This is a genomic window from Pararhizobium sp. (assembly GCF_965279435.1).
In the GTDB taxonomy this organism is placed as follows: Bacteria; Pseudomonadota; Alphaproteobacteria; order Rhizobiales; family Rhizobiaceae; genus Pararhizobium.
On sequence record NZ_CBDIHY010000003.1, the window covers coordinates 1,990,761 to 2,012,232 of the forward strand.

The following is a 21,472-nucleotide window of genomic DNA, read 5'->3' on the forward strand; positions in this document are numbered from 1 at the left end:
CGGTCAATTGCACCGTGCACGTGAGACGATTTTGGAAGATACAGCAAAAATCTGGGAGCGACTGAAGGCGGCAGCCAAGTCGGAGATATGGGTCATCGGCCTGTCCGTTGCCGCTGCCGCAGGTCTTGTTCTTTTCGGTATTCATACGGCAGCTGTGCTGCTGTTCTGGCTTGTCTGGATGATCGTTCTGTTCAATCGTTCCGCCAACCCCAAGCCGCCGGTCCCGGTCGTTGCGCCGTCTGTGGTGGAAGACACCGATCTCGACATGCTCGCGGCGGGCCTCAATGCGCTCGACACACCGATCTTGGTGGTGGCCCCCGATGAAACGGTGCTGTTGCAGAACCAGGCGGCCGAAAAGGCCTTCGGTACTATTCCGCCGAACACCGATCTGTCGGCCCGGGTCCGCTCGCCAGGCATCCTCGATATGGTGCGGGAGACCATCGTCACCGGCAAGGTCAACCAGATCGAACATTCGGAACGGCTGCCGTCCGAGGCGGTCTATATCGTTCGGGTGGCACCGGCCGAGATCGGTCAAAAGACCGGCGAGCGGCTTTATATCCTGTCCTACCGCGATATTTCGCAGGCGCGGCGGATTGACCGGATGCGCTCCGATTTTGTCGCCAATGCAAGCCATGAGCTGAGAACGCCACTGGCCTCCTTGCGTGGCTTTATCGAGACCCTGCAAGGGCCTGCCCGTAACGACCAGAAGGCGCACGAAAAGTTTCTCGGCATCATGCACGAGCAGGCGACGCGGATGAGCCGGCTGGTCGATGATCTCCTGTCTTTGTCGCGGCTGGAGCTCAAATCCCATATCGCACCCGACGAGGCGATCAATCTGGCACCGCTGCTTGGCCATGTCCGTGATGCCCTGGCGCCGCTTGCCGAGGATGTTGGTGTGGAGATTTCACTGATCGTGCCGGATGAGCCCGTTATCGTGCAGGGAGATCGGGACGAACTGACGGAAGTCTTCGAGAACCTGATCGAAAACGCCTGCAAGTATGGCCAGGAAGGTAAAAAAGTCGAGGTCACGCTCTCGGGTGGTGACGGTACGCCGGCTGAAGTTTCCGTTCGCGATCACGGGCCTGGTATTCCGGCCGAGCATGTTCCGCGTATTACCGAACGATTCTACAGGGTTAATGTCGAGGCCAGCCGGTCGAAAAAAGGCACGGGCCTCGGGCTCGCCATCGTCAAGCACATCCTCACCCGGCACCGCGCCAGACTGCTTGTTCAGTCCGAAGTCGGCAAGGGCACGGTCTTTACCGTGAGGTTTTGACACAAACCTGTCGCCTGAAATATCATTTTTGAAAAATAGTGAACTATTTCAGCTGCTTGGATTGTCACAAATGTTTCGTCAAGTTGACATAAAAGGTGTGGGCATCGGGCGCTAACTAGGGCGGCCGATCGACACGGCGAAAGCGAGCGCTGGTGAAAAGCGCACCCACACAAGCCCATTATGGGAGTATTCTGATGAAGTCCTTGAAACTTACTGTTGCAGCTCTGGTTGCATCCGCCGCTTTTGCAGGCGTTGCCATTGCTCGCGACCAGATCCAGGTTGCCGGCTCCTCGACCGTTCTGCCTTACGCAAAGATTGTTGCCGAAACGTTCGGCGAAACCTTCCCTGACTTCAAGACCCCGGTTGTTGAATCCGGCGGCACCGGTGCTGGCCTGAAGGAATTCTGCAAGGGCGTTGGCCCGGACACGATCGATATCGCCAACGCATCGCGCAAGATCAAGGACAGCGAGCTGGAAACCTGCAAGGCAGCCGGCGTTACCGAAGTCCAGGAAGTCAAGATCGGTTATGACGGCATCGTTTTCGCAACGGACAGCAGCAATGCTGACCTGAAGCTTGAGCCGAAGGACATCTACCTCGCTCTCGCTGCTGAGCTCGTCATCGACGGCAAGCTCGTTGCCAACCCTTATAAGAAGTGGTCGGAAGTCAATAAGGACCTGCCGGACGTTGAAATCGCCGCTTACATCCCGGGCGAAAAGCACGGCACGCGCGAAGTCTTCGACGAGAAGATGCTGGCGCACGGCTGCAAGGACACCGGTGCTGACGTTGCCATCAAGGGCCTCGTCGCCGACGAAAAGGAAGCTGCCAAGAAGTGCATCGCCGTTCGTAAGGACGGTCTGGCGATCGACATCGACGGCGACTACACCGAAACCCTCGCCCGTATCGCTTCCAACAAGAACGGCATTGGCGTTTTCGGCCTGTCCTTCTATGAAAACAACGCTGACAAGCTGAAGGTTGCGACCGTCAGCGGCATCGTTCCGTCGACCGAAACGATTGCTTCGGGCGAATATCCGGTTTCCCGCCCGCTGTTCTTCTACGTCAAGAAGGCTCACCTCGGCGTTATCCCGGGCCTGAAGGAATATGTTGAATTCTTCCTCGACGACCAGATGGTCGGCCCGGACAGCCCGCTGGCAGCCTACGGTCTCGTTCCGGCTCCGGATGCTGAGCGCGAAGCTGACCGCAAGGCGTTCACCGACGGCAACATGCTCTAATTTAGTGCAAAAGCCGGCACGGCAGCTTTGCCGTGCCGGACATCCCGAGTATGCGGATTTGCCGGCTGTCGATGATTGACACGCCGGGGGGACATATCGATGAGCACTTCTCTTATTCTTTTGATCATTTTGATCGTTGGCCTTGCGGCATATTTTGCCGGGCGCGGACGGGCGATGGCCAGCTCCAAAGGCAAGCTGTCCGTGCTGCATTCTCTTCCGGGCTATCACGGCGTCTACGTCGCTATCTGGGCGGTTCTGCCTGCGGCGTTCGTTCTAGCCCTGTGGCTTCTCGCCAGCCCGTTCTTCATTGAAAATTCCGTTCGATCCGCGTTGCCGGAATCGGTGCACAGCCAGGGCAGTGCGACCACCGAGCTGATGCTCGGTCAGGTCATGCAGGTCGCCAACGGCCTGAAGCGGCTGAACAGTGATGAGCTTGCGGCGGTCACCAGCGGCTCCAGCAACCTTCGGGATGCGTTGGCCGCCAAGGGCGTGCCGATGGCAAATGCCGGTGAGCCCTATATGGTCGAAGCGGCGCAGCACTATAATTCGCTGAGAGATAGCAGCCGGTGGGTCATGAGTGCCGTCGTGCTGATCATCGCCATTGCCGGTGCGGTCTTTGCCATTCGCGGTATCAGCGCCCCGTTCCGGGCCAGAAACCGCGTCGAGCGGGTCATGCTCGGCACGCTGCTGCTCGCCTCTTCGATCGCGATCCTGACAACGGTCGGGATCGTCGGCTCGATGCTGTCGGAGGCCATCCGCTTCTTCCAGTCGGTCTCCCCGAGCACATTCTTCTTCGGTACGGTCTGGGACCCACGCTTTTCGGCCGCCGGTAGTGGTGGCACGGAAGGTCAGTTCGGTCTTTTGCCGCTTCTCGCCGGCACACTCTACATCGCTTTCGTCGCCATGCTCTTTGCCGTGCCGGTCGGCCTGTTCGCCGCCATCTACATGGCGGAGTATGCGCGGCCTGTCGTGCGCGGTATTGCCAAGCCGCTGCTGGAAATTCTCGCCGGCATTCCGACCATCGTCTACGGCTTCTTCGCGCTGGTGACAGTTGGGCCGTTCCTGCGCGATATCTCGGCGCAGCTGAACGGCCTGGTGACCGGAAACTACGTCAACTTCATCCAGGCGCAGAGCGTTCTGACAGCCGGTCTCGTCATGGGCATCATGCTGATCCCGTTCGTGTCGTCGCTGTCGGATGACATCATCACACAGGTTCCGCGTTCGCTGCGCGACGGTTCGCTCGGCCTCGGTGCGACGCGTTCTGAGACCATCAAGCGCGTCATCCTGCCTGCTGCACTTCCGGGTATCGTCGGCGCGCTGCTGCTGACGGCATCGCGTGCTGTTGGTGAAACCATGATCGTTGTGCTCGCTGCCGGTGTTGCCGCCCGCATGCAGCTCAATCCGTTCGAGGCGATGACCACGGTCACCGTCAAGATCGTCAATCAGCTGACGGGCGACCTTGAGTTCAACTCGCCCCAGACACTGGTGGCGTTTGCTCTCGGCATCACCCTGTTTGCCATCACGCTCTGCCTCAACATCTATGCACTCTACATCGTGCGCAAGTATCGGGAACAGTACGAATGACCGACATGACATCCTCCGTACAGTCCACCTTCGTGCGCCCGGCGCAGGCAAGACGTGATATCGGCATCAAGAAGCGCTATGCCGCCGAGCGCCGCTTCAAGGCTTACGGCCTTGCAGCCATCCTGATCGGCCTGTTCTTCCTGTTCGTTCTGTTGTGGACCGTCGTCTCCAAGGGCTACACGGCCTTCCAGCAGACCGCGATCACTTTGCCGATCGAGTTTTCGGAGCAGATCATCGATCCGAAGAACGAGCGTGGCGCCAATCCCGCCAAGCTGATGACGGCCAACTATCCGCTTCTGGTGCGTGATGCGCTGGTCAAGGTTCTTGGTATCGATCCGGCCAACAAGCCGCTGGTCAAGCAGGCGACGGACATGGTTTCGGCCAGCTCCCGCACCCAGCTTCGTGATCTGGTGGTTGCCAATCCGGCCATCATCGGCACGACCGCCAATGTTTCTCTTCTGGCGGAAGGCAATATCGATAGCGCCAACAAGGGTCAGATCGACCTGACCGTTGCCGAAGCCAACCGCAAGGTGAAGGATCAGCAGCTCGAATGGATGAAAAAGCTGACTGAGACCGGCGCGATGGCCAAGCAGTTCAACACCGGCCTCTTCACCTACGGCGCATCGAGCCGTCCTGAAGCTGCAGGTATCGGCGTCGCCGCTCTCGGTTCGCTCTACATGATGCTGATCGTCCTGGTGCTTGCCCTTCCAATCGGTGTCGCGGCATCGATCTATCTGGAAGAGTTCGCGCCGAAGAACCGGCTGACCGATCTCATCGAGGTCAACATCAACAACCTCGCGGCTGTTCCGTCCATCGTCTACGGTCTGCTCGGCCTGTCGATCTTCATCAACTTCGCCGGCATGCCCCGTTCGGCTGCCGTCGTCGGTGGTCTGGTGCTGACATTGATGACACTTCCAACGATCATCATCGCCACCCGCGCAGCCTTGAAGGCGGTTCCGCCGTCAATCCGCTCTGCTGCTTTGGGTCTGGGTGCTTCCAAGATGCAGACGATCTTCCACCACGTCCTGCCGCTCGCCATGCCGGGCGTCCTGACAGGCACGATCATCGGTCTGGCGCACGCGCTTGGCGAAACCGCGCCGCTGCTCCTGATCGGCATGGTGGCCTTCGTCGTCGACTATCCGGGCTCGCCGATGGACCCGTCCACTGCTCTGCCGGTCCAGATCTACATGTGGGCCAACGAAGCCGAACGTGCATTTGTCGAACGGACTTCGGGTGCGATCATGATCCTCTTGATCTTCCTCGTCGTCATGAACCTTGGCGCAATCCTGTTGCGGCGTCGCTTTGAGCGGCGCTGGTAGTGAGGTAGAAACATGAACATGATGTCAGAAGCAGCAGTTGAAAAGGCGCTGGACCAGAAAATGAACACTGTTCCCTTCAAGATGATCGGAAAGGACGTTTCGGTTTACTACGGTGAGAAGCGCGCGCTTTTCGATGTAAACCTCAACGTTCGCGAAAACACCGTCACCGCTCTGATCGGCCCGTCGGGCTGCGGCAAGTCGACATTCCTGCGGACACTCAACCGCATGAACGACACGATCGACAGCTGCCGCGTCACCGGCAAGATCACCCTCGATGACGGTGACATCTACGATCCGAGCATCGACGTCGTTGAACTTCGCGCCCGCGTCGGCATGGTCTTCCAGAAGCCGAACCCGTTCCCGAAGTCGATCTACGAGAACGTCACCTACGGTCCGAAGATCCATGGTTTGGCCCGCACCAAGGCCGAGCTCGACCAGATCGTCGAGTCGAGCCTCCAGAAGGCTGGTCTCTGGAACGAAGTGAAGGATCGCCTGCATGAATCCGGCACCGGTCTTTCCGGTGGTCAGCAGCAGCGTCTGTGCATTGCCCGCGCCGTTGCCGTCAGCCCGGAAGTCATCCTGATGGATGAGCCGTGCTCGGCGTTGGATCCGATCGCGACCGCCAAGGTCGAGGAACTGATCCACGAACTGCGCACGAACTACACGATCGTCATCGTCACGCACTCGATGCAGCAGGCCGCCCGCGTTTCGCAGCGCACCGCCATGTTCCACCTCGGCAATCTTGTCGAGGAAAACGACACCGACAAGATGTTCACCAATCCGGACGACCAGCGGACCCAGGACTACATCATGGGCCGCTTCGGCTGAGGATTGAGCTTGCCACCCTGCCGCAAGGGCAGGGTGGTGGTCTTCCAACCCGGATTGTGATCGCAAGGAAAAACAATCATGTCTACGCACATTGCTTCCGTCTACGACGAAGATCTGAAGTACCTGACCCGGCGCATCTCCGAGATGGGCGGCCTGGCCGAACAAATGGTGGCCGAATCCGTGCGCGCTCTGGTCAATTCCGACCTGGCGCTTGCCCAGAAGGTCATCTCCGACGATGCCATCCTCGACGAGGCCGAGCGCCAGATCGGCGAAAAGGCGATCGTCACCATCGCCAAGCGCCAGCCGATGGCGGCTGACCTACGGGAAATCATGGGATCGATCCGCATTGCGGCCGATCTCGAGCGGGTCGGTGACCTTGGCAAGAACAATGCCAAGCGCGTCATCGCCGTATCGACCGCCAGCCTGCCGCGTCAGCTGGCCCGTGGCCTCGAGCATCTGGCCGAGCTTGCGCTGGTTCAGCTCAAGGAAGTGCTCGACGTCTATGCATCCCGTTCCCCGGAAAAGGCCAACAGCATCCGCGAGCGCGACAACGAGATCGACGCGATCTACACGTCGCTGTTTCGCGAACTCCTGACCTACATGATGGAAGATCCGCGCAACATCACGCCCTGCACGCATCTTTTGTTCTGCGCCAAGAACATCGAGCGCATTGGCGACCACGCCACCAATATCGCCGAGACCATCTACTACATGGCGACCGGCGCGCAGCCTGTCGGCGAGCGTCCGAAGGACGATACGGCCAACACGGTCGGCGCGGTCGGTAACTGATCACGCAATAGGGTAAGTATATGCCTACGCAATAGTTGCGCGAGCGGCCGCTGGAGCCGCTCGGCAAGCCTTCGGCCAACCGGCCGGGCGCCAAGGAGCCAAAGTGAATGTTGCCAAGAATTGCCGTTGTTGAAGATGAAGAGGCGCTCAGCGTCCTCCTTCGATACAATCTTGAGGCCGAAGGGTTCGAAGTCGATACGATCAATCGTGGCGACGAGGCGGAAATGCGCCTGCAGGAACGCCTTCCCGATCTCCTGATCCTTGATTGGATGTTGCCGGGCGTTTCCGGCATCGAACTGTGCCGCCGGCTGCGCCAGCGCCCGGAAACTGAACGTCTGCCGATCATCATGCTGACGGCACGCGGCGAAGAGAGCGAGCGGGTACGCGGGCTCGCCACGGGTGCCGACGATTACGTGGTCAAGCCGTTCTCGACGCCGGAATTGATGGCGCGGGTCAAGGCGATGCTGCGCCGTGCCAAGCCAGAGGTGCTATCGACGCTGCTGAAATGCGGCGATATCGAACTCGACCGCGAGACCCATCGCGTCCATCGCAAAACCCGCGAAGTCCGTCTCGGACCGACCGAGTTCCGCCTGCTGGAATTCTTCATGGCCTCGCCCGGCCGCGTCTTTTCGCGCTCGCAGCTTTTGGATGGTGTCTGGGGTCACGACATCTATGTCGACGAACGCACGGTGGACGTCCATGTCGGCCGCCTGCGCAAGGCGCTGAATTTTTCCAACATGCTGGACGTGATCCGCACGGTGCGCGGCGCGGGCTATTCGCTGGAAAGCTAAGTTCCGTATGCGGAAGGACCGTCAGGCGTTGCCGAGCGGTTCGCCAATCTCGATGGCGTGGCCATCCGGATCATAAAAGCGGAAGACCCGCTGCCCCCAGGCTTGCGTCTCGATGGGGTGGATGAGGTTCACATTGCCGACGATGCGCTCGAAAAGCGCATCCAGATGATCATGTTCGAAATAGAGCAGGATATTTTGGCGGCCATAGGGCTCGGAAATGACAGACGGCTGTCCCCAGACCGTCGTTTCCAGGGATTTGCCGTCATGGATGGCAAATCCCGTTTCAAACATAACGAAATTGCCGAAGTCTCGGCTGACTGCCAATCCCAGTATCTCGCTGTAGAACGTCTTCGAGATGCCGATATCCCGCACGAACGGGATGGGATTGACGAACCGCACGACCGGCCCGGCCTCAGCGTGCCCGGCGACGCTCGCCGGACGGCTGGTACGCAAGCTTGGCGTGGAATGTGCAGTAAGGCGATGTATCCGGGGAATCGTTGCCGCAGAAGTGGAACTCTTCCTTCATCGGATCGCCGATCGGCCACTTGCAGGTGCGGTCGGTCAGCTCGGTCAGGACCAGGCGGCGCGACATCGGAATAACAACGTTATTGCCGGCCGGTGCTGCTTCCTGATCCTCGATCGCGCCGATTTCCACTTCTTCCTTCATAACGGTTGCACCGGCGGTGCGCGTCACGGTGCGGGTGGCGGTCATGCGCGATGCTGTGTAGTTCGGTGCGCGCGGGGCAGCGGACGGTGCTGGGCGTTTTGCACGTGCCGTTGCGGTGCTGCCGCCGGCCTTGGCGCGGCCCGGAAGGCAGAGACGGTGGACCTTGCCAATGACAGCGTTGCGGCTGACGCCGCCGAGTTGTGCAGCGATCTGGCTCGCGCTCAAGCCTTCGGCCCACAATTTCTTGAGTTTTTCGACCCGCTCGTCAGTCCAATTCATGGTCTTGTCTCCATTCCCAGCGTTGGTGATGGTCGAATCCTCCACCGAGCCCTGGATGTGATCCGAGGCTGAAACGCGATAACACTTTTGGTGACTAGGTCCGCCGCATGCGCTCTAGTAATTATTTCTTAACGTAGAGGCCGGGGGACTCTCTGACAAGAGTCCGGGGAATCTCACCGAATCAATTTCTGAGTTTTCCCCAACTTGCTTGCGATGCGTGGCATTTTTGCAAGGGTATCCGGCTAAAAAATTTGCCTCCGCTGTATAGCCGCGAATTGCCGGAAATCATGGGCTTTTGTTGACATCGCAGTGCGAAGTGAAGATAGTGCCTCTGCCGCCGAAAGGCGGCATTTTGATTTTTTACGGGCTGGTCACAGCCCTGTCGACGACGCCGATTATACAATTGCCGTGATGGTTTGAGGAGACATGCGCCATGGCCGATGCCACGCCGCTTTATGACACGTATGCACGCGCGCCCTTGCGGTTCGAGCGCGGCGAAGGCGTCTGGCTGATCGCCGAGGACGGTACCCGCTATCTTGATTTTGCTGCCGGTGTGGCGGTCAATTCGCTCGGTCATGCACATCCGCATCTTGTATCGGCATTGAAAGAGCAGGCAGACAAGGTCTGGCACCTGTCGAACCTCTATGAGGTTCCGGGCCAGGAAAGCCTCAGCCGCCGCCTGACGGAGGTGACCTTCGCCGACAAGGTGTTCTTCACCAATTCCGGTGCGGAAGCGCTGGAATGCGCCATCAAGACGGCGCGGCGCTATCATTTTTCCAAGGGCCAGCCGGAGAAATTCCACATCATCACCTTCGAAGGTGCGTTCCACGGCCGCACGCTTGCGACCATCGCTGCCGGTGGGCAGGCGAAGTACCTGGAAGGCTTCGGCCCGAAGGCGCCTGGCTTCTATCAGGTGCCATTCGGCGACATGGGTGCGCTGAAGTCCGCCATAACCGAAGAGACCGCCGCAATCCTGATCGAGCCGATCCAGGGCGAGGGCGGCATCCGCACGGTACCGAAGGAGTTCATGCAGGAACTGCGTGCCCTTTGCGACGAATACGGCCTGCTGCTCATCCTCGACGAGGTCCAGACTGGCGTTGGCCGGACCGGCAAGCTGTTTGCGCATGAATGGGCCGGTGTCACGCCGGACATCATGGCGGTTGCCAAGGGCATTGGCGGCGGTTTTCCGCTCGGTGCCTGCCTTGCGACCGAGGAAGCAGCATCCGGCATGGTCGCCGGCACGCATGGCTCGACCTACGGCGGCAATCCGCTGGCCATGGCCGTCGGCAATGCCGTTCTCGATGTTATCCTTGCAGACGATTTCCTGCAGAACGTCCGCGATGTTTCTCTGGTCTTCCGGCAGGGCCTTGCCTCGCTTGCCGATCGGTTCCCCGACGTTATCGAGGAAATCCGCGGCGAAGGCCTGATGCTCGGCATCAAGGCCAAGGTGCCGTCTGCCGATCTCTTGAAGGCCATCCGCGCAGAAAGACTGCTGGCGGTGCCTGCAGGTGAGAATGTCATCCGCCTGCTGCCGCCGCTCGTGACAACGGCCGAGGAAGCCCGTGAAGGCCTGGCGCGGCTTGAACGCGCCGCCGAACAGCTGACAGCGGAGCGACGACAGGCATCGGCCTGAACGACGCTTCGCTTACACGCTGAAAAAACACAGGACTTTGAATAGAATGGCCGGCACCAGACATTTTCTCGATCTTTCTGCCATGACGACAACTGACTTAAGGTCAATCATCGAGGACGCCCGCGTCCGCAAAGCCGACACCAAGGCCGGAACCGCGGAAAAGCCGCTGGCCGGCAAGATGCTGGCGATGATCTTCGAGAAGCCCTCGACCCGTACCCGCGTGTCCTTCGATGTCGGCATGCGCCAGCTCGGCGGCGAGACGCTGTTCCTGTCCGGTACTGAAATGCAGCTCGGCCGCGCCGAGACCATCGGTGACACGGCCAAGGTCCTGTCGCGCTATGTCGATGCGATCATGATCCGCACCACCGATCATAACCGGCTGCTGGAACTGGCCGAGCACGCCACCGTGCCTGTGATCAACGGCCTGACAGATGCCACGCATCCCTGCCAGATCATGGCTGATATCATGACGTTCGAGGAGCATGCAGGCCCGGTCAAGGGTAAGACGATTGCCTGGACCGGCGACGGCAACAATGTGCTGCATTCCTTCATCGAAGGCTCGGCGCGCTTCGGCTACCGGATGAACATGGCCGTGCCGCTCGGCTCGGAGCCGGACGACAAGATCCTCAACTGGGCTCGCAACAATGGCGGCGAGATCAAGCTCTATCACGATGCGGAACATGCCGTGGACGGCGCCCATTGTGTGGTCACCGACACCTGGGTGTCGATGAACCAGGAACACCGCGCGCGCGGCCACAACGTCTTCCAGCCTTTCCAGGTCAATGCCCAGCTGATGGCGAAGGCGGACAAGGACGCGATCTTCATGCACTGCCTGCCGGCCCATCGCGGCGAAGAGGTGACGGACGACGTCATCGATGGCAAGCAGTCGGTGGTCTTCGACGAGGCAGAGAACCGCCTGCACGCACAAAAGTCCGTTCTTGCATGGTGCCTTGGCGCGCTTTAACGCCTTGCCCGGGATATTGAAAACCGGGTGGCGGCACACGATCTATGCAACAAGCTGATGACCGGCAGGCGGCGTGTCCTCCTTTGCCGGTCATTCGTATTCAGAAGTATCCATCCATCCTCGCCGCCGTCCTTCATGGAGGCGGCAGACCAAACGGCCGGTTTTTCAGGAGCGATCTGGACAAGGCCGGCTTGCGCAGGATCAATAGAAAGCATCGGACAGCGCCCCGGCCTTCATGGCGGGTAAAGGTCCGAGGGCTAGGAGCAGAGTGATGACGGAAGAAGACTTTGGCCTCGGCCAGTTCGATTTTGCCGGCGACGATCATGTCGTGCCGTTTCAGGTGGAAGGCCTCGACGTGCGCGGCCGCGCAGTCCAGCTCGGCCCGATGCTGGATGCGATCCTCGAACGCCACAACTACCCCCTGCCGGTCGCCCGTCTCGTTGCCGAAACGGTGGTGCTGACGGTGCTTCTCGGTACCTCGCTGAAATTTGAAGGCAAGCTGATTATCCAGACCAAGAGCAACGGCCCGGTTGATCTGGTCGTCGCCGATTTCGCGACACCGGACCGGGTACGTGCCTATGCCCGTTACAACGAGGAAGCTCTGAAGATTGCGGAAGAGAATGGCCTGACCCAGCCGCAGCATCTGCTCGGCGAGGGCATCCTTGCCTTCACCATCGATCAGGGGGCACATATGCAGCGCTATCAGGGCATCGTACCGTTGGACGGCGCCTCGCTGGAAGAGATTGCCGGCGTCTATTTCCGCCAGTCGGAACAGATCCCGACCAAGGTCCGTCTCGGCGTTGCCGAACTGCTCGATCGCGATGAAAACGGCAAGCCACGCCATCGCTGGCGGGCGGGTGGCATGGTCGCGCAGTTTCTGCCGGAAACGCCTGAGCGCATGCGCCAGAGGGACCTGCACGGTGGAGATGGCGACGCGACGGATGCCGGCGCTGACTTCGAGGTCGATGATCTCTGGGGTGAGGCCAGTGTCATGGTCCAGACCATCGATGCCGATGAATTGACCGATCCGACCGTTGGCACCGAGCGTCTGCTTTACCGGCTGTTCCACGAGCGTGGCGTCAAGGTCTATCCGCCGCAAGCCGTCTACGACAAATGCAGCTGTTCACGCGAGCGGTTGCGCGATGTGCTGGCAGCCCTCAGCCAGGACGATATCGATCATGCGGCGGAAGACGGAATGGTGTCGGTCAGCTGCGAGTTCTGTTCGACGACATACAGCTTCGAGGCAACGGAAGTGAAGCCGCAGTAAGACGCTGCGGCCATCAGTTCAGCGTCCGGTTCTGGCCGGGCGAATCCAGCGAGAAGGCGGGAATGGCAACGTTGAAGGACACGCCTTGCGTGGTTTCCATCGAATAGTGGCCGAACATCACGCCTGATGGCGTATCGAGCGGGCAGCCGGAAGAATACTCATAGGTATCGCCGGGGTTGAGAACCGGCTGCTCACCGATAACGCCAGGTCCATTGACCTCGTCCACCTGGCCGTTTTCATCGGTAATATGCCAGTAGCGCGTCATCAGCCGGACCGTCTCTTCGGACAGGTTCGAGATCAGGATCCGGTAGCCCCAGACATAGCGGCTGTCATCCGGATCGGATTGCTCCTCCAGATAATAAGGCTCGACGGTCACCTCGATGTCGCGTGTCAGCGCGCGGTACATATGCAAACCCTTTTCAAGTCTATAGGCGATATTCTACAGCAAGATGGTTTCGTCAAGAATAATGGACAGCGTAAACTGTCTGGATAGGGCACAGCATGCTGGACGGTCATTTCAGGAAGCGGCTCGACCCTTGGCTGGATCGTGCAGGTCAAGGTTTGGCGGTGCGTGGTATCGGGGCGAACACGGTCACCATTCTGGGCTTCGGGATCGGCCTGGCCGCCGGAATTGCCATCGTTCTCGATGCTTATGTCTGGGCTTTTGTTCTGATCGGCATAAGCCGGATGTGTGATGGCCTCGACGGCGCCGTCGCGCGGGCCACCCAAAAAACCGATTTCGGCGGCTTCCTCGATATCGTGCTCGATTTTGCCTTCTACGGTCTCATCCCGTTCGCCTTCATCCTTGCTGACCCGTATGAGAACGGCGTTGCCGGCGGGCTTCTGCTGCTATCCTTCTATGTCAATGGCGCCAGCTTCCTCGCCTTTTCGATCATGGCTGAAAAGCGCGGTCTCTTGACGGATGCGCGCGGCGCAAAGTCGCTCTATTTCACCACCGGTCTTGCCGAGGCAACCGAGACGATTGCTGTCTTTCTGGCGTTCTGCCTGTTCCCGCAATGGTTTTTCGAGATCGCGGTGATCTTTGCGCTCGTCTGTTTCTACACGGCTCTGTCACGCATCGTCTTGGCACGGGCGAGCTTCAGGCGAGAAATCCAAGCATAAAAAAACGCCCGCATCCGGCAGGACACGGGCGTTTCGCAAAATCCAGAAATCAGGCCTGAACCGACTTCAGCGCGCGGGCGAAATCCTCGATCAGGTCTTCGCTGTCCTCGATCCCTGCCGAGAAGCGCACGGTGCCCGGCGAAATGCCGAGCTCTTCGCGGGCTTCGTCCGAAAGGTTCTTGTGCGTCGTCGTTGCCGGATGGGTGATCAGGCTCTTGCTATCGCCGAGATTGTTGGAGATTAGGACCACGTCCAGCGCGTTCTGCAGCGCAAAGGCCGCCTCCTTGCCACCCTTCATCTCGAAGCAGACCAGCGTCGAGCCGCCCTTCATCTGCCGGGCGATGATATCGGCCTGCGGATGGTCCTTGCGGCCGGGATAGATCACCTTGGCGACCTGCTTCTGCTCGGCCAGGAAGTCTGCAACGCGCGAGGCGTTCTCGCTCTGCTGGCGCACCCGCAAAGGCAGGGTTTCGATGCCCTTCAACAGCGTCCAGGCGTTGAATGGCGAGAGAGCTGGGCCGGTATGGCGGAAATAGTCGTGCAGGTGCTCGTTGATCCATTCCTTGTCGGAGAGGATCACACCGCCAAGGCAACGGCCCTGACCATCGATATGCTTGGTGGCGGAGTAGACGACGATATGGGCACCCAGTTCCAGCGGCTTCTGCAGCAGCGGCGTCGCAAAGACGTTGTCGACGATGACCTTGGCACCGATCTGATTGGCGATCTTGGCGACGCCTTCGATATCGACCACTTCCAGTGTCGGATTGGTCGGGCTTTCGAGGAAGAACACCTTGGTGTTCGGCTTGACGGCCCTTTCCCAGTTTTCCAGGAAACGCCCGTCGATCAGCGTGAATTCGATGCCGTATTTCGGCGCCAGCGTTTCGACCACCCAACGGCAGGAGCCGAACAGGGCGCGGGCCGCAACAATATGGTCGCCGGCCTTCAACTGGCAGAGAATGGCGGCGGAGACCGCAGCCATGCCGGATGCCGTGGCGCGTGCGTCTTCTGCGCCTTCCAGCATACACATGCGCTTTTCGAACATGTCGTTGGTCGGGCTGCCATAACGGGCATAGATGAAGCCGTCTGTCTCGCCCTTGAAGCGCGCTTCCGCCGCTTCCGAGCTGTCGTAGACGAAACCCTGCGTCATGAAGATGGCTTCGGAGGTTTCACCATGGTTTGAACGGGTCGTGCCGCCATGAACGAGCTGTGTCGCGGGGCGCCAATTGTTGCTCATCGATTGTCTCTTTCAAAACAAAAAAACCGGCCGCGTAAAGCAAGCCGGTTTCAAACCCGGCCTTTTTAGCTATTTGTTTTACGTGGCTGCAAGCCGACCGGCCAAATCACCACGGGATAAGTCAGTATTTACTGATTAGCCGCGCTTGCGTCAATTCCCGTGAACAACAAGATATGTCACAGGGACAATTTGGTTTATGACGTGCCGGGTGCGGCAAAGAGGACGATGGAAATGACCAGGGCCACAGGCATTCTAGCCGATCGCGCCATTGCGGCGCTGTTTGATGCGGGACGGTTGAAAAGCGAGGCAGATCTCGATACCGACCAGATCCAGCCGGCCAGCCTCGACCTGCGTCTCGGCTCGATTGCCTTTCGTGTGCGTGCCAGCTTCATGCCCGGTCCCGGCCATCTGGTGGCCGACAAGCTCGACCGGCTGAAGCTGCACGTCATCGATCTGTCCGAAGGGGCGGTGCTCGAAACCGGCTGCGTCTACATCGTGCCGCTGATGGAAAGCCTCGATCTTTCACCGGAAATGTCGGCCTCGGCCAATCCGAAAAGCTCGACCGGCCGCCTCGACATTTTTACCCGCGTCATCACCGACCGTGCCCAGGAATTCGACAAGATCCCGGCCGGCTATTCGGGCCCGCTCTACCTCGAAATCAGCCCGCGCACCTTCCCGGTCATCGTCCGGCGCGGCTCGCGCCTGTCGCAGATCCGCTTCCGCGTCGGCCATGCGCTGCTCGCCGAGACGGAAGTGCTGGCGTTGCATGAAAGTGACGTTCTGGTCGCCAGCGACAAGCCGAACGTCTCCGGCGCCGGTATCGCCCTGTCGATCGATCTTAAGGGCACCGGCGCTGACGGCCTGATCGGTTATCGGGGAAAGCACCACACCGCCGTTATCGATGTCGACAAGAAGGCCGAGCATGGCATCTTCGATTTCTGGGAGCCGCTCTACAGCCGTGGCCGCGACGAACTGATCCTCGATCCCGACGAGTTCTACATCCTCGTCTCGCGCGAAGCCGTGCATGTGCCGCCACTCTATGCCGCCGAGATGACGCCTTTCGATCCGCTGGTCGGCGAATTCCGTGTTCATTATGCCGGCTTCTTCGACCCCGGCTTCGGCCACGTTTCGGCTGGCGGCAAAGGCAGCCGCGCCGTTCTCGAAGTCCGCAGCCACGAAGTGCCGTTCATCCTCGAGCACGGCCAGATCGTCGGCCGCCTGATCTATGAACACATGATGGAACGCCCCGAGGGCCTTTATGGCGTCGGTCTCGGTTCCAACTACCAGGCCCAGGGCCTCAAACTCTCCAAGCATTTCCGCTCGGAGTAAATAGACGCCCCGAAAACCGGCTACTGCCTTGACAGGCAGCCGTGCTTGGTGGAAACCTCGGGCGCAAGGCGGGTATGATGTAGTGGTAGCTTGTCAGCTTCCCAAGCTGATCGTGCGGGTTCGATTCCCGCTACCCGCTCCACTTTATTTCTCAGCGCTTTGCGGCCATGAGTGCGAAGTGCCTTTTACAGGCGGTTTTACGTTTTTCGTTCTGGGTTTGGCCTCGTTCATCTGTTTGCTGACGGCTTCGGTCGCAGCAGATCGGCTTAAATATCGCCGAATAATCTTGTCTACCGCGTCCTCTTCCCAACCCAGAATCTCCGCAATAACTTGTATCGAGAGCCAGGCGAGATAAAATTTATCGCGGCAGTTCCGCGTGCTTTCGGATCGTTGTTCATGAGCGCCCTTGATCCGATCATGCCCATCCTGCAGCATGTCAGCGACGGCGCTCGGTAGCAGTACGGTTGAGTTTCGAACTTGCTTGGCCCGATCGATGGTCTGGGGCAGTCATGGATCGCCATGAGCCGCAACGCCGGTAAGGCCATGGGTGACCCGTTGTCTCGACCGTCGTTTGATGGCAGGCCTTCCGGGAGTGATTACCTCGACCACTTCATGACGATCAGCTTGGGCTGATCGGAACGACCATCGTCGCCGGCATCAACAGTGGTGTTACGAATTCGGTCGGTGCAATTGTCTCTTTTCGCGACGCGGTTGTGTCGTCGATGTCGCCCATTGATTGGGGCAGTGTGGGTTACCTTGGTGCCGGTATCTCTGGTTTTTAGGACGCGATCACTGCCATCTTCCTGCCAATCAACTGGAGCGGCTTTGGCGACGGGATTGGTTCTGCACTACGGGCTGTAATTGTCGGAGCCGTCGATATCGGCGGCGCCATCATGGCAGTATGTTATGGAGGCGATGGCGGCCCTGGTGTCGCCCTGAAAATCCTTGCCTCCGTTCGCGACGCTCTGGGTGCGTTCGATTGATTCGGCGTCGCTAGTTCCATGCGCTTGGGGCGGGGCTTGTCGCCCACGGCCTGTTTTGGAACGGGATCGGAAGGTCTGTTCAAGATCGACCTGGCGGCCGTGGGCCTGACATGGCGCAAACGCTCTGTAACACCAATCCTCATTGATCAGAACCCATTGGTCCATTTCCGGCGCCCGATGGGCCTGATTTTCCAGGGACGGTTCTGCAGTGTTAGCCAGGCAGGCAGCGGTGGTCGACGATGTCGTCGTGGGATTTGAAGACGCGGTTCGAAAGCCAGTTGTCACGCATGAACTGCCAGATGCTCTCGACGGGATTGAGTTCGGGCGATTTCGGCGGCAAAGGCAGGATGGTGATGTTTGCAGGAACCAGGAGGTTGTTTGACATGTGCCATCCTGCCCGATCCATGATGAGGGTGGCGTGCGCATCGCCGGCGACGTTTCGGGATATCTCGGTCAGATGCTGGTTCATGGCATGGGTATCGCACCAAGGCATGACGAGAGCGGCGGCCTTGCCGTGTTTGGGGCAGATGGCACCGAAGATATAGGCCGAGTGGGTTCGCTGGCCGTGCGGTGCGGATGGCCTTGATCCGCGCTTGGCCCAGCGGCGCGTGATCTTATTCTTCTGGCCGATGCGCGCCTCGTCCTAGAACCAGACCTCGATCACCTTGCCCTTGGCGTGACCGTCGGCGATCTCTGCCAATGCGGCGGCGAAGTTTTTTTAAACGCCTCGGCCGCCTCGGCATCCTGCGCATGATATTTCGGGCGAGCCGGGAGTTTGCGGTAGCCCATCGCGTGCACTTCGCGGCCCAAAGTCTGCTCGCTCATCGACACACGGAATTCCTCCCAAAGCCACTGGGCCAGATCGTACAAACGCCAGCGCACGACTCCGTCGAGATAGGGGGCCGTGCTCAATGGCTTGCGCCAAGGCCGCGCGCTGATGGCCGTTCAAGAGCGACAGCTTGCCCGGAGCCTTGCCGTTGATCAACCCATCGGGACCGCGCGCGTTGAACCGCACCACCCAGCCGCGCACGATCTGCACCGTGACGCTGCCGAGCCGTGCAGCATCAGCGCGAGAGCCGCCATCATAGATCGATGCAAGCGCCAGGAGCCGCCGCGCCTGGTCGGCATCCTTTTGTCCGTCGGGCCAGAATCCGCAGCCCGTCTCCGCCAAAGTCTGATCGCAAAGAAGTTGCTGAACCCATTGCAAACCTCCTGCTTGCGCTATCGATTAAGATTCGTCGGCTTTTGGGAACCCCGAGAGTCAGTATCAATGAAGGTTGGTATTAGTGGTCCGGTGTTCAATGTCGGCCTTGGCGCCGCAGGGAGGAGCGCGTCAGATGGGGGCTGCAGAGCGTAAAGGCAGTCGTAGAGAGGTAGCAGCGTATAGCGCCTGAAGGGCGACGATAACCGCCTCTTCCTTGACCAATAGAACCGTCGAACGCGGTTCCTTGGGACCAGTCGGAAGATCACAGACCGAAGCCCGCTTACTCCATTTGGCAACCGTCTTCTGGTTAGGCTCAGGACTCATTAATCGAGCCAATAGCAGCACGTTGCGGCGATGGTGATTGCGGATAGGAAAGTATGAGCGCATCGGTCGTATCTGGTCGCGATGCGCCTCCAATCCTTGATCCTGCCAAACATGTTCTCGATACGATATCGTTGCCTGTAAAGGATTTTGTCGTAGTCGGCCGGGTTGCTGCGCTTTTTGCGTGATGGAATGCAGGGCGAAATGCCTTTGTCTTTCAATCCGTTGCGGAACCAGTCGGCATCGTAGCCACGATCTGCCAGCAATTCCCTGTCCTTGGGCAGGCGATCGAGCAGGTGCCGGGCCCCTGATAGTCGCTGGTCTGGCCAGCCGTGAGGAAAAACAGCAAGGGTCGGCCCAGCCCATCGGTGACGGCGTGCAGCTTGGAATTCAGGCCGCCTTTTGTTCGTCCGATAAAGCGGGAAAGAGCCCCTTTTTTAGCAGGCTGGCTGCGGTGCGATGGGCTTTGAGATGGGTGGCATCGATCATCAGCCTGTCGGGTTGGCGCCCCTTGCCGGCAAGGGGCGCCGTTGCATAATCATCGACTTTTCTGATTGGGAGGTAGATCAACGAGTCCTTTTGCCCTCGCTCAGGTGTCCTAAGCAGGTTCTGGGCCGGTTCGGGGTGGTTTTTCAGTTTCCAGGCGCAGTGCGGCCTTGGTCAAGCAGCCATCGTCACCCAGCGGCGCATGTTGAAGGCAATCGTTGCCATCAGCACCTGGGCTTCTGCCTTGGCAAGGCCACGATAGCGGATCAGGCTAAGACCCATGCGATGCTTGAGCGTGGCGAAGGTCGTCTCGACGGCCGCCCGCCGCCGCGATATCAGCCGGTTGAACTGCGCCAGCCGCGGCGGCAGAACGCGATGGTGACGGCTGGGCCGCCGCATCAGCCGTGGCTTGATGCCGCTATCCTTCAAGGTCTGTTCGCGGGCATGGGTATGATAGGCGCTGTCGGCCATCACGCAGGCCTCGTCGCCGATGATCAGGCGGTCAGCGACGACGGTGTCGTTGACATTGGCCGGCGTGGTGACAACCCTGCGGATCAGGCCGGAGCCTTCGTCAACGCCGACATGGGCCTTGTAGCCATAGGCCGAACCGGCCTTGCCCTTGCGCATGGTGAAGCGGGCATCCGGATCGCTCGGCGCCTCACGCTTCAACCGATCGGCAGGATCGTCCCGGTCCATGCCGGAGGTAGCGGCGTCGAGGTCGCGATTGCGGCCTTCGGGCGGCCTTGCCGCCGCCGTCTCGATGATGGTCGCATCCAGCATCGTGCCGCGCGGCAGGATCAGGCCGGCGGCATCAAGTTGCCGGTCGAGCTCGGCAAACAGCGTGTCGAGCAGCGCTTCGCTGACCAAAAGGTTGCGGAAGCGGCAGAGCGTCGAGTGATCGGGAACCGTCTCATCCAGTGCAAGGCCGGCGAAGCGCTTGAACGACAGCCGGTCGCACAGCGCCTCCTCGATCTCCATGTCGGACAACCCGTAGAGCGACTGCAGCAGCAGCGCCTTGAACATCACAATCGGCTTGTAGGCCGGACGACCGGCGCTCTTGGCGTCGCGCAGACGGTTGAGATGCTTCTCGAAACGATACCACTTCACCAGCGACGACAGCCGCTCCAGACGACCGGCACCCTTACCCTGCGGCATCAGCGCATCCACGAAACTGAACTGGCCACCATCCCGAACCGACATCGCATCATCTCCGCTGCTCGTAACCACAGAGAATCACAACCGCAGAATTTTGCAACGGCTCCCAAGGGCCTCGAAAATCCGGTTGAAGACGCCCAACTCGCTCCATCGAATGAAGCGATTATAGAGCGTCTTGTGAGGACCATATTCTTTCGGCGCATCTTTCCACTGAAGCCCATGTTTCAGCACGTAAATAATGCCGCTGACAACCCGGCGATCGTCAACGCGTGGGATGCCATGAGCCAGCGGGAAATAGGGCCTGATCCGGCCGAACTGAGATGGCGTCAGCAAAAACAAATCACTCATGGCAAAATCCTCCTGCCATGAGTGAATCAAAACAATCCCAAATTGGGAAGGCCCTTAATCAATAGGGCCTGAGCCCAATCCCGTAGCGCTTGGAAAGTGCTCTCAGGCTCTCTTGACTATGCTGTATCGCTCAACGGATTGCCTCTGTCGTCTTAGCGCTACCATGTAAAATCTGCCCATAGCGAATCCCTCCAGGCTTGCGACAAGATTGCACCATCAATTCCCGGGATCAAACATTTCGCGGCCAATGTTCGAGCCTTTAGCCAGAGAACGTTTCTGGTGCTTGGACCAGCGTGGAAAGGTCCTTTTCTGGAGCATCGGGAGGGATCCTTCGTTTATCGGCCGGGCTTATCGTGCAGGTTAAAAATAACAACCGGTGAGGGCGCGCGGAACTTTACTGCCTGACATCACCGGAACTTCGTCAAACAACAAGGACGTTTATTTGGTTTAAGTAACCGCCGTCCTTCCGCGCTCAAATGTTATTTAAACGCGGTTCGCCGACATCCAAGTGGCCGGGTGCAGATTGCTCGTAGCAGCACTACGCTGTTGTCCCGCTTTGCACTCGTTCCGGAACGATCCCCGCCTTATTCGCGGCATTATGGAGCAAGTGCCACAAGATTCCCGTGACGGCTGATGCTATCTCCTGAGGGTGCCTCGGGAGTGTTGC

At 59.5% G+C, this 21,472-nt stretch carries 17 protein-coding genes, 1 tRNA gene, 5 pseudogenes and 1 riboswitch; of the genes and pseudogenes, 13 read left to right on the top strand and 10 right to left on the bottom strand.

Annotated elements, in window-relative coordinates; all coding sequences use genetic code 11:
- Positions 1-28 precede the first annotated feature (28 nt).
- The 7 genes from phoR (at position 29) to phoB (ending at position 7,813) form a co-directional block, all read left to right on the top strand.
- Complete coding sequence (phoR, locus tag ACQY8Q_RS15225) at positions 29-1,273, top strand: phosphate regulon sensor histidine kinase PhoR (RefSeq protein ID WP_428429793.1); 1,245 nt, start codon at positions 29-31, stop codon at positions 1,271-1,273.
- A 194-nt stretch (positions 1,274-1,467) separates the two neighbouring features.
- Positions 1,468-2,502 (top strand): substrate-binding domain-containing protein, encoded by a 1,035-nt coding sequence (locus ACQY8Q_RS15230; protein ID WP_428427344.1) that lies wholly within the window; start codon positions 1,468-1,470, stop codon positions 2,500-2,502.
- A 99-nt stretch (positions 2,503-2,601) separates the two neighbouring features.
- Positions 2,602-4,086 carry a phosphate ABC transporter permease subunit PstC gene (gene pstC / locus ACQY8Q_RS15235; protein ID WP_428427345.1) on the top strand — a complete coding sequence of 495 codons (1,485 nt, stop codon included), beginning with the start codon at positions 2,602-2,604 and terminating at the stop codon, positions 4,084-4,086.
- Positions 4,083-5,405 (top strand): phosphate ABC transporter permease PstA, encoded by a 1,323-nt coding sequence (pstA, locus tag ACQY8Q_RS15240; protein WP_428427346.1) that lies wholly within the window; start codon positions 4,083-4,085, stop codon positions 5,403-5,405. Before pstC ends, pstA begins: the two co-directional genes overlap by 4 nt.
- Positions 5,406-5,417: 12 nt before the next feature.
- Positions 5,418-6,233: a phosphate ABC transporter ATP-binding protein PstB gene (gene pstB, locus ACQY8Q_RS15245; RefSeq protein ID WP_060636187.1), complete on the top strand. Its 816-nt coding sequence runs from the start codon at positions 5,418-5,420 to the stop codon at positions 6,231-6,233.
- Between the two features lie 78 nt (positions 6,234-6,311).
- Entirely contained in the window at positions 6,312-7,022 is a 711-nt protein-coding gene (gene phoU / locus ACQY8Q_RS15250; protein ID WP_428427347.1) for a phosphate signaling complex protein PhoU, read from the top strand.
- 107 nt (positions 7,023-7,129) lie between these two features.
- Positions 7,130-7,813 (top strand): phosphate regulon transcriptional regulator PhoB, encoded by a 684-nt coding sequence (phoB, locus tag ACQY8Q_RS15255; RefSeq protein ID WP_037104885.1) that lies wholly within the window; start codon positions 7,130-7,132, stop codon positions 7,811-7,813.
- A gap of 21 nt (positions 7,814-7,834) precedes the next feature.
- Here the strand turns inward: phoB and ACQY8Q_RS15260 are convergent, their stop codons facing one another.
- Both ACQY8Q_RS15260 and ACQY8Q_RS15265 read right to left on the bottom strand, forming a co-directional pair.
- Positions 7,835-8,212: a VOC family protein gene (locus tag ACQY8Q_RS15260; RefSeq protein WP_428427348.1), complete on the bottom strand. Its 378-nt coding sequence runs from the start codon at positions 8,210-8,212 to the stop codon at positions 7,835-7,837.
- A gap of 13 nt (positions 8,213-8,225) precedes the next feature.
- Entirely contained in the window at positions 8,226-8,759 is a 534-nt protein-coding gene (locus ACQY8Q_RS15265) for a GcrA family cell cycle regulator (protein ID WP_428427349.1), read from the bottom strand.
- A 433-nt stretch (positions 8,760-9,192) separates the two neighbouring features.
- Here ACQY8Q_RS15265 and ACQY8Q_RS15270 point away from each other — a divergent pair, with 433 nt between their 5' ends.
- The 3 genes from ACQY8Q_RS15270 (at position 9,193) to ACQY8Q_RS15280 (ending at position 12,623) form a co-directional block, all read left to right on the top strand.
- A complete protein-coding gene (locus ACQY8Q_RS15270; protein WP_428427350.1) occupies positions 9,193-10,392 on the top strand; it encodes an aspartate aminotransferase family protein in 1,200 nt (399 codons plus the stop codon).
- Positions 10,393-10,438: 46 nt separating this feature from the next.
- The gene (gene argF / locus ACQY8Q_RS15275; RefSeq protein WP_428427351.1) at positions 10,439-11,356 is read left to right on the top strand and encodes an ornithine carbamoyltransferase; all 918 of its coding nucleotides are present in this window, start codon (positions 10,439-10,441) and stop codon (positions 11,354-11,356) included.
- A 271-nt stretch (positions 11,357-11,627) separates the two neighbouring features.
- A complete protein-coding gene (locus ACQY8Q_RS15280) occupies positions 11,628-12,623 on the top strand; it encodes an Hsp33 family molecular chaperone (protein ID WP_428427352.1) in 996 nt (331 codons plus the stop codon).
- A 13-nt stretch (positions 12,624-12,636) separates the two neighbouring features.
- Here ACQY8Q_RS15280 and apaG read toward each other — a convergent pair whose 3' ends face one another.
- Complete coding sequence (apaG, locus tag ACQY8Q_RS15285; protein ID WP_428427353.1) at positions 12,637-13,029, bottom strand: Co2+/Mg2+ efflux protein ApaG; 393 nt, start codon at positions 13,027-13,029, stop codon at positions 12,637-12,639.
- 95 nt (positions 13,030-13,124) lie between these two features.
- On the opposite strand from apaG, the gene ACQY8Q_RS15290 reads away from it, so the two are divergent.
- Positions 13,125-13,745: a CDP-alcohol phosphatidyltransferase family protein gene (locus ACQY8Q_RS15290; RefSeq protein ID WP_428427354.1), complete on the top strand. Its 621-nt coding sequence runs from the start codon at positions 13,125-13,127 to the stop codon at positions 13,743-13,745.
- Positions 13,746-13,794: 49 nt separating this feature from the next.
- Here ACQY8Q_RS15290 and ACQY8Q_RS15295 read toward each other — a convergent pair whose 3' ends face one another.
- Entirely contained in the window at positions 13,795-14,979 is a 1,185-nt protein-coding gene (locus ACQY8Q_RS15295; RefSeq protein ID WP_428427355.1) for an O-succinylhomoserine sulfhydrylase, read from the bottom strand.
- Positions 14,980-15,023: 44 nt separating this feature from the next.
- Positions 15,024-15,102: riboswitch (SAM riboswitch) on the bottom strand.
- A 108-nt stretch (positions 15,103-15,210) separates the two neighbouring features.
- Between ACQY8Q_RS15295 and ACQY8Q_RS15300 the strand changes: the two genes are divergently transcribed.
- Both ACQY8Q_RS15300 and ACQY8Q_RS15305 read left to right on the top strand, forming a co-directional pair.
- Positions 15,211-16,308 (top strand): 2'-deoxycytidine 5'-triphosphate deaminase, encoded by a 1,098-nt coding sequence (locus ACQY8Q_RS15300; RefSeq protein ID WP_428427356.1) that lies wholly within the window; start codon positions 15,211-15,213, stop codon positions 16,306-16,308.
- A 68-nt stretch (positions 16,309-16,376) separates the two neighbouring features.
- A tRNA-Gly gene (locus ACQY8Q_RS15305) sits at positions 16,377-16,450 on the top strand.
- A 65-nt stretch (positions 16,451-16,515) separates the two neighbouring features.
- Here ACQY8Q_RS15305 and ACQY8Q_RS15310 read toward each other — a convergent pair.
- From ACQY8Q_RS15310 to ACQY8Q_RS15335, 6 genes and pseudogenes are all read right to left on the bottom strand, one after another.
- Positions 16,516-16,688 (bottom strand): annotated as a pseudogene (locus ACQY8Q_RS15310) (tyrosine-type recombinase/integrase); the annotation flags it as partial.
- Positions 16,689-17,437: 749 nt separating this feature from the next.
- Positions 17,438-18,526, bottom strand: a pseudogene (locus ACQY8Q_RS15315) (IS630 family transposase).
- A gap of 78 nt (positions 18,527-18,604) precedes the next feature.
- Positions 18,605-18,882: pseudogene (locus ACQY8Q_RS15320) on the bottom strand (hypothetical protein); the annotation flags it as partial.
- Positions 18,819-19,311: pseudogene (locus ACQY8Q_RS15325) on the bottom strand (IS5 family transposase); the annotation flags it as partial. The pseudogenes ACQY8Q_RS15325 and ACQY8Q_RS15320, both read right to left, overlap by 64 nt.
- 165 nt (positions 19,312-19,476) lie before the next feature.
- Entirely contained in the window at positions 19,477-20,502 is a 1,026-nt protein-coding gene (locus ACQY8Q_RS15330; protein ID WP_428427357.1) for an IS5 family transposase, read from the bottom strand.
- A 63-nt stretch (positions 20,503-20,565) separates the two neighbouring features.
- Positions 20,566-20,805 (bottom strand): annotated as a pseudogene (locus ACQY8Q_RS15335) (transposase); the annotation flags it as partial.
- Between the last annotated feature and the right edge of the window lie 667 nt (positions 20,806-21,472).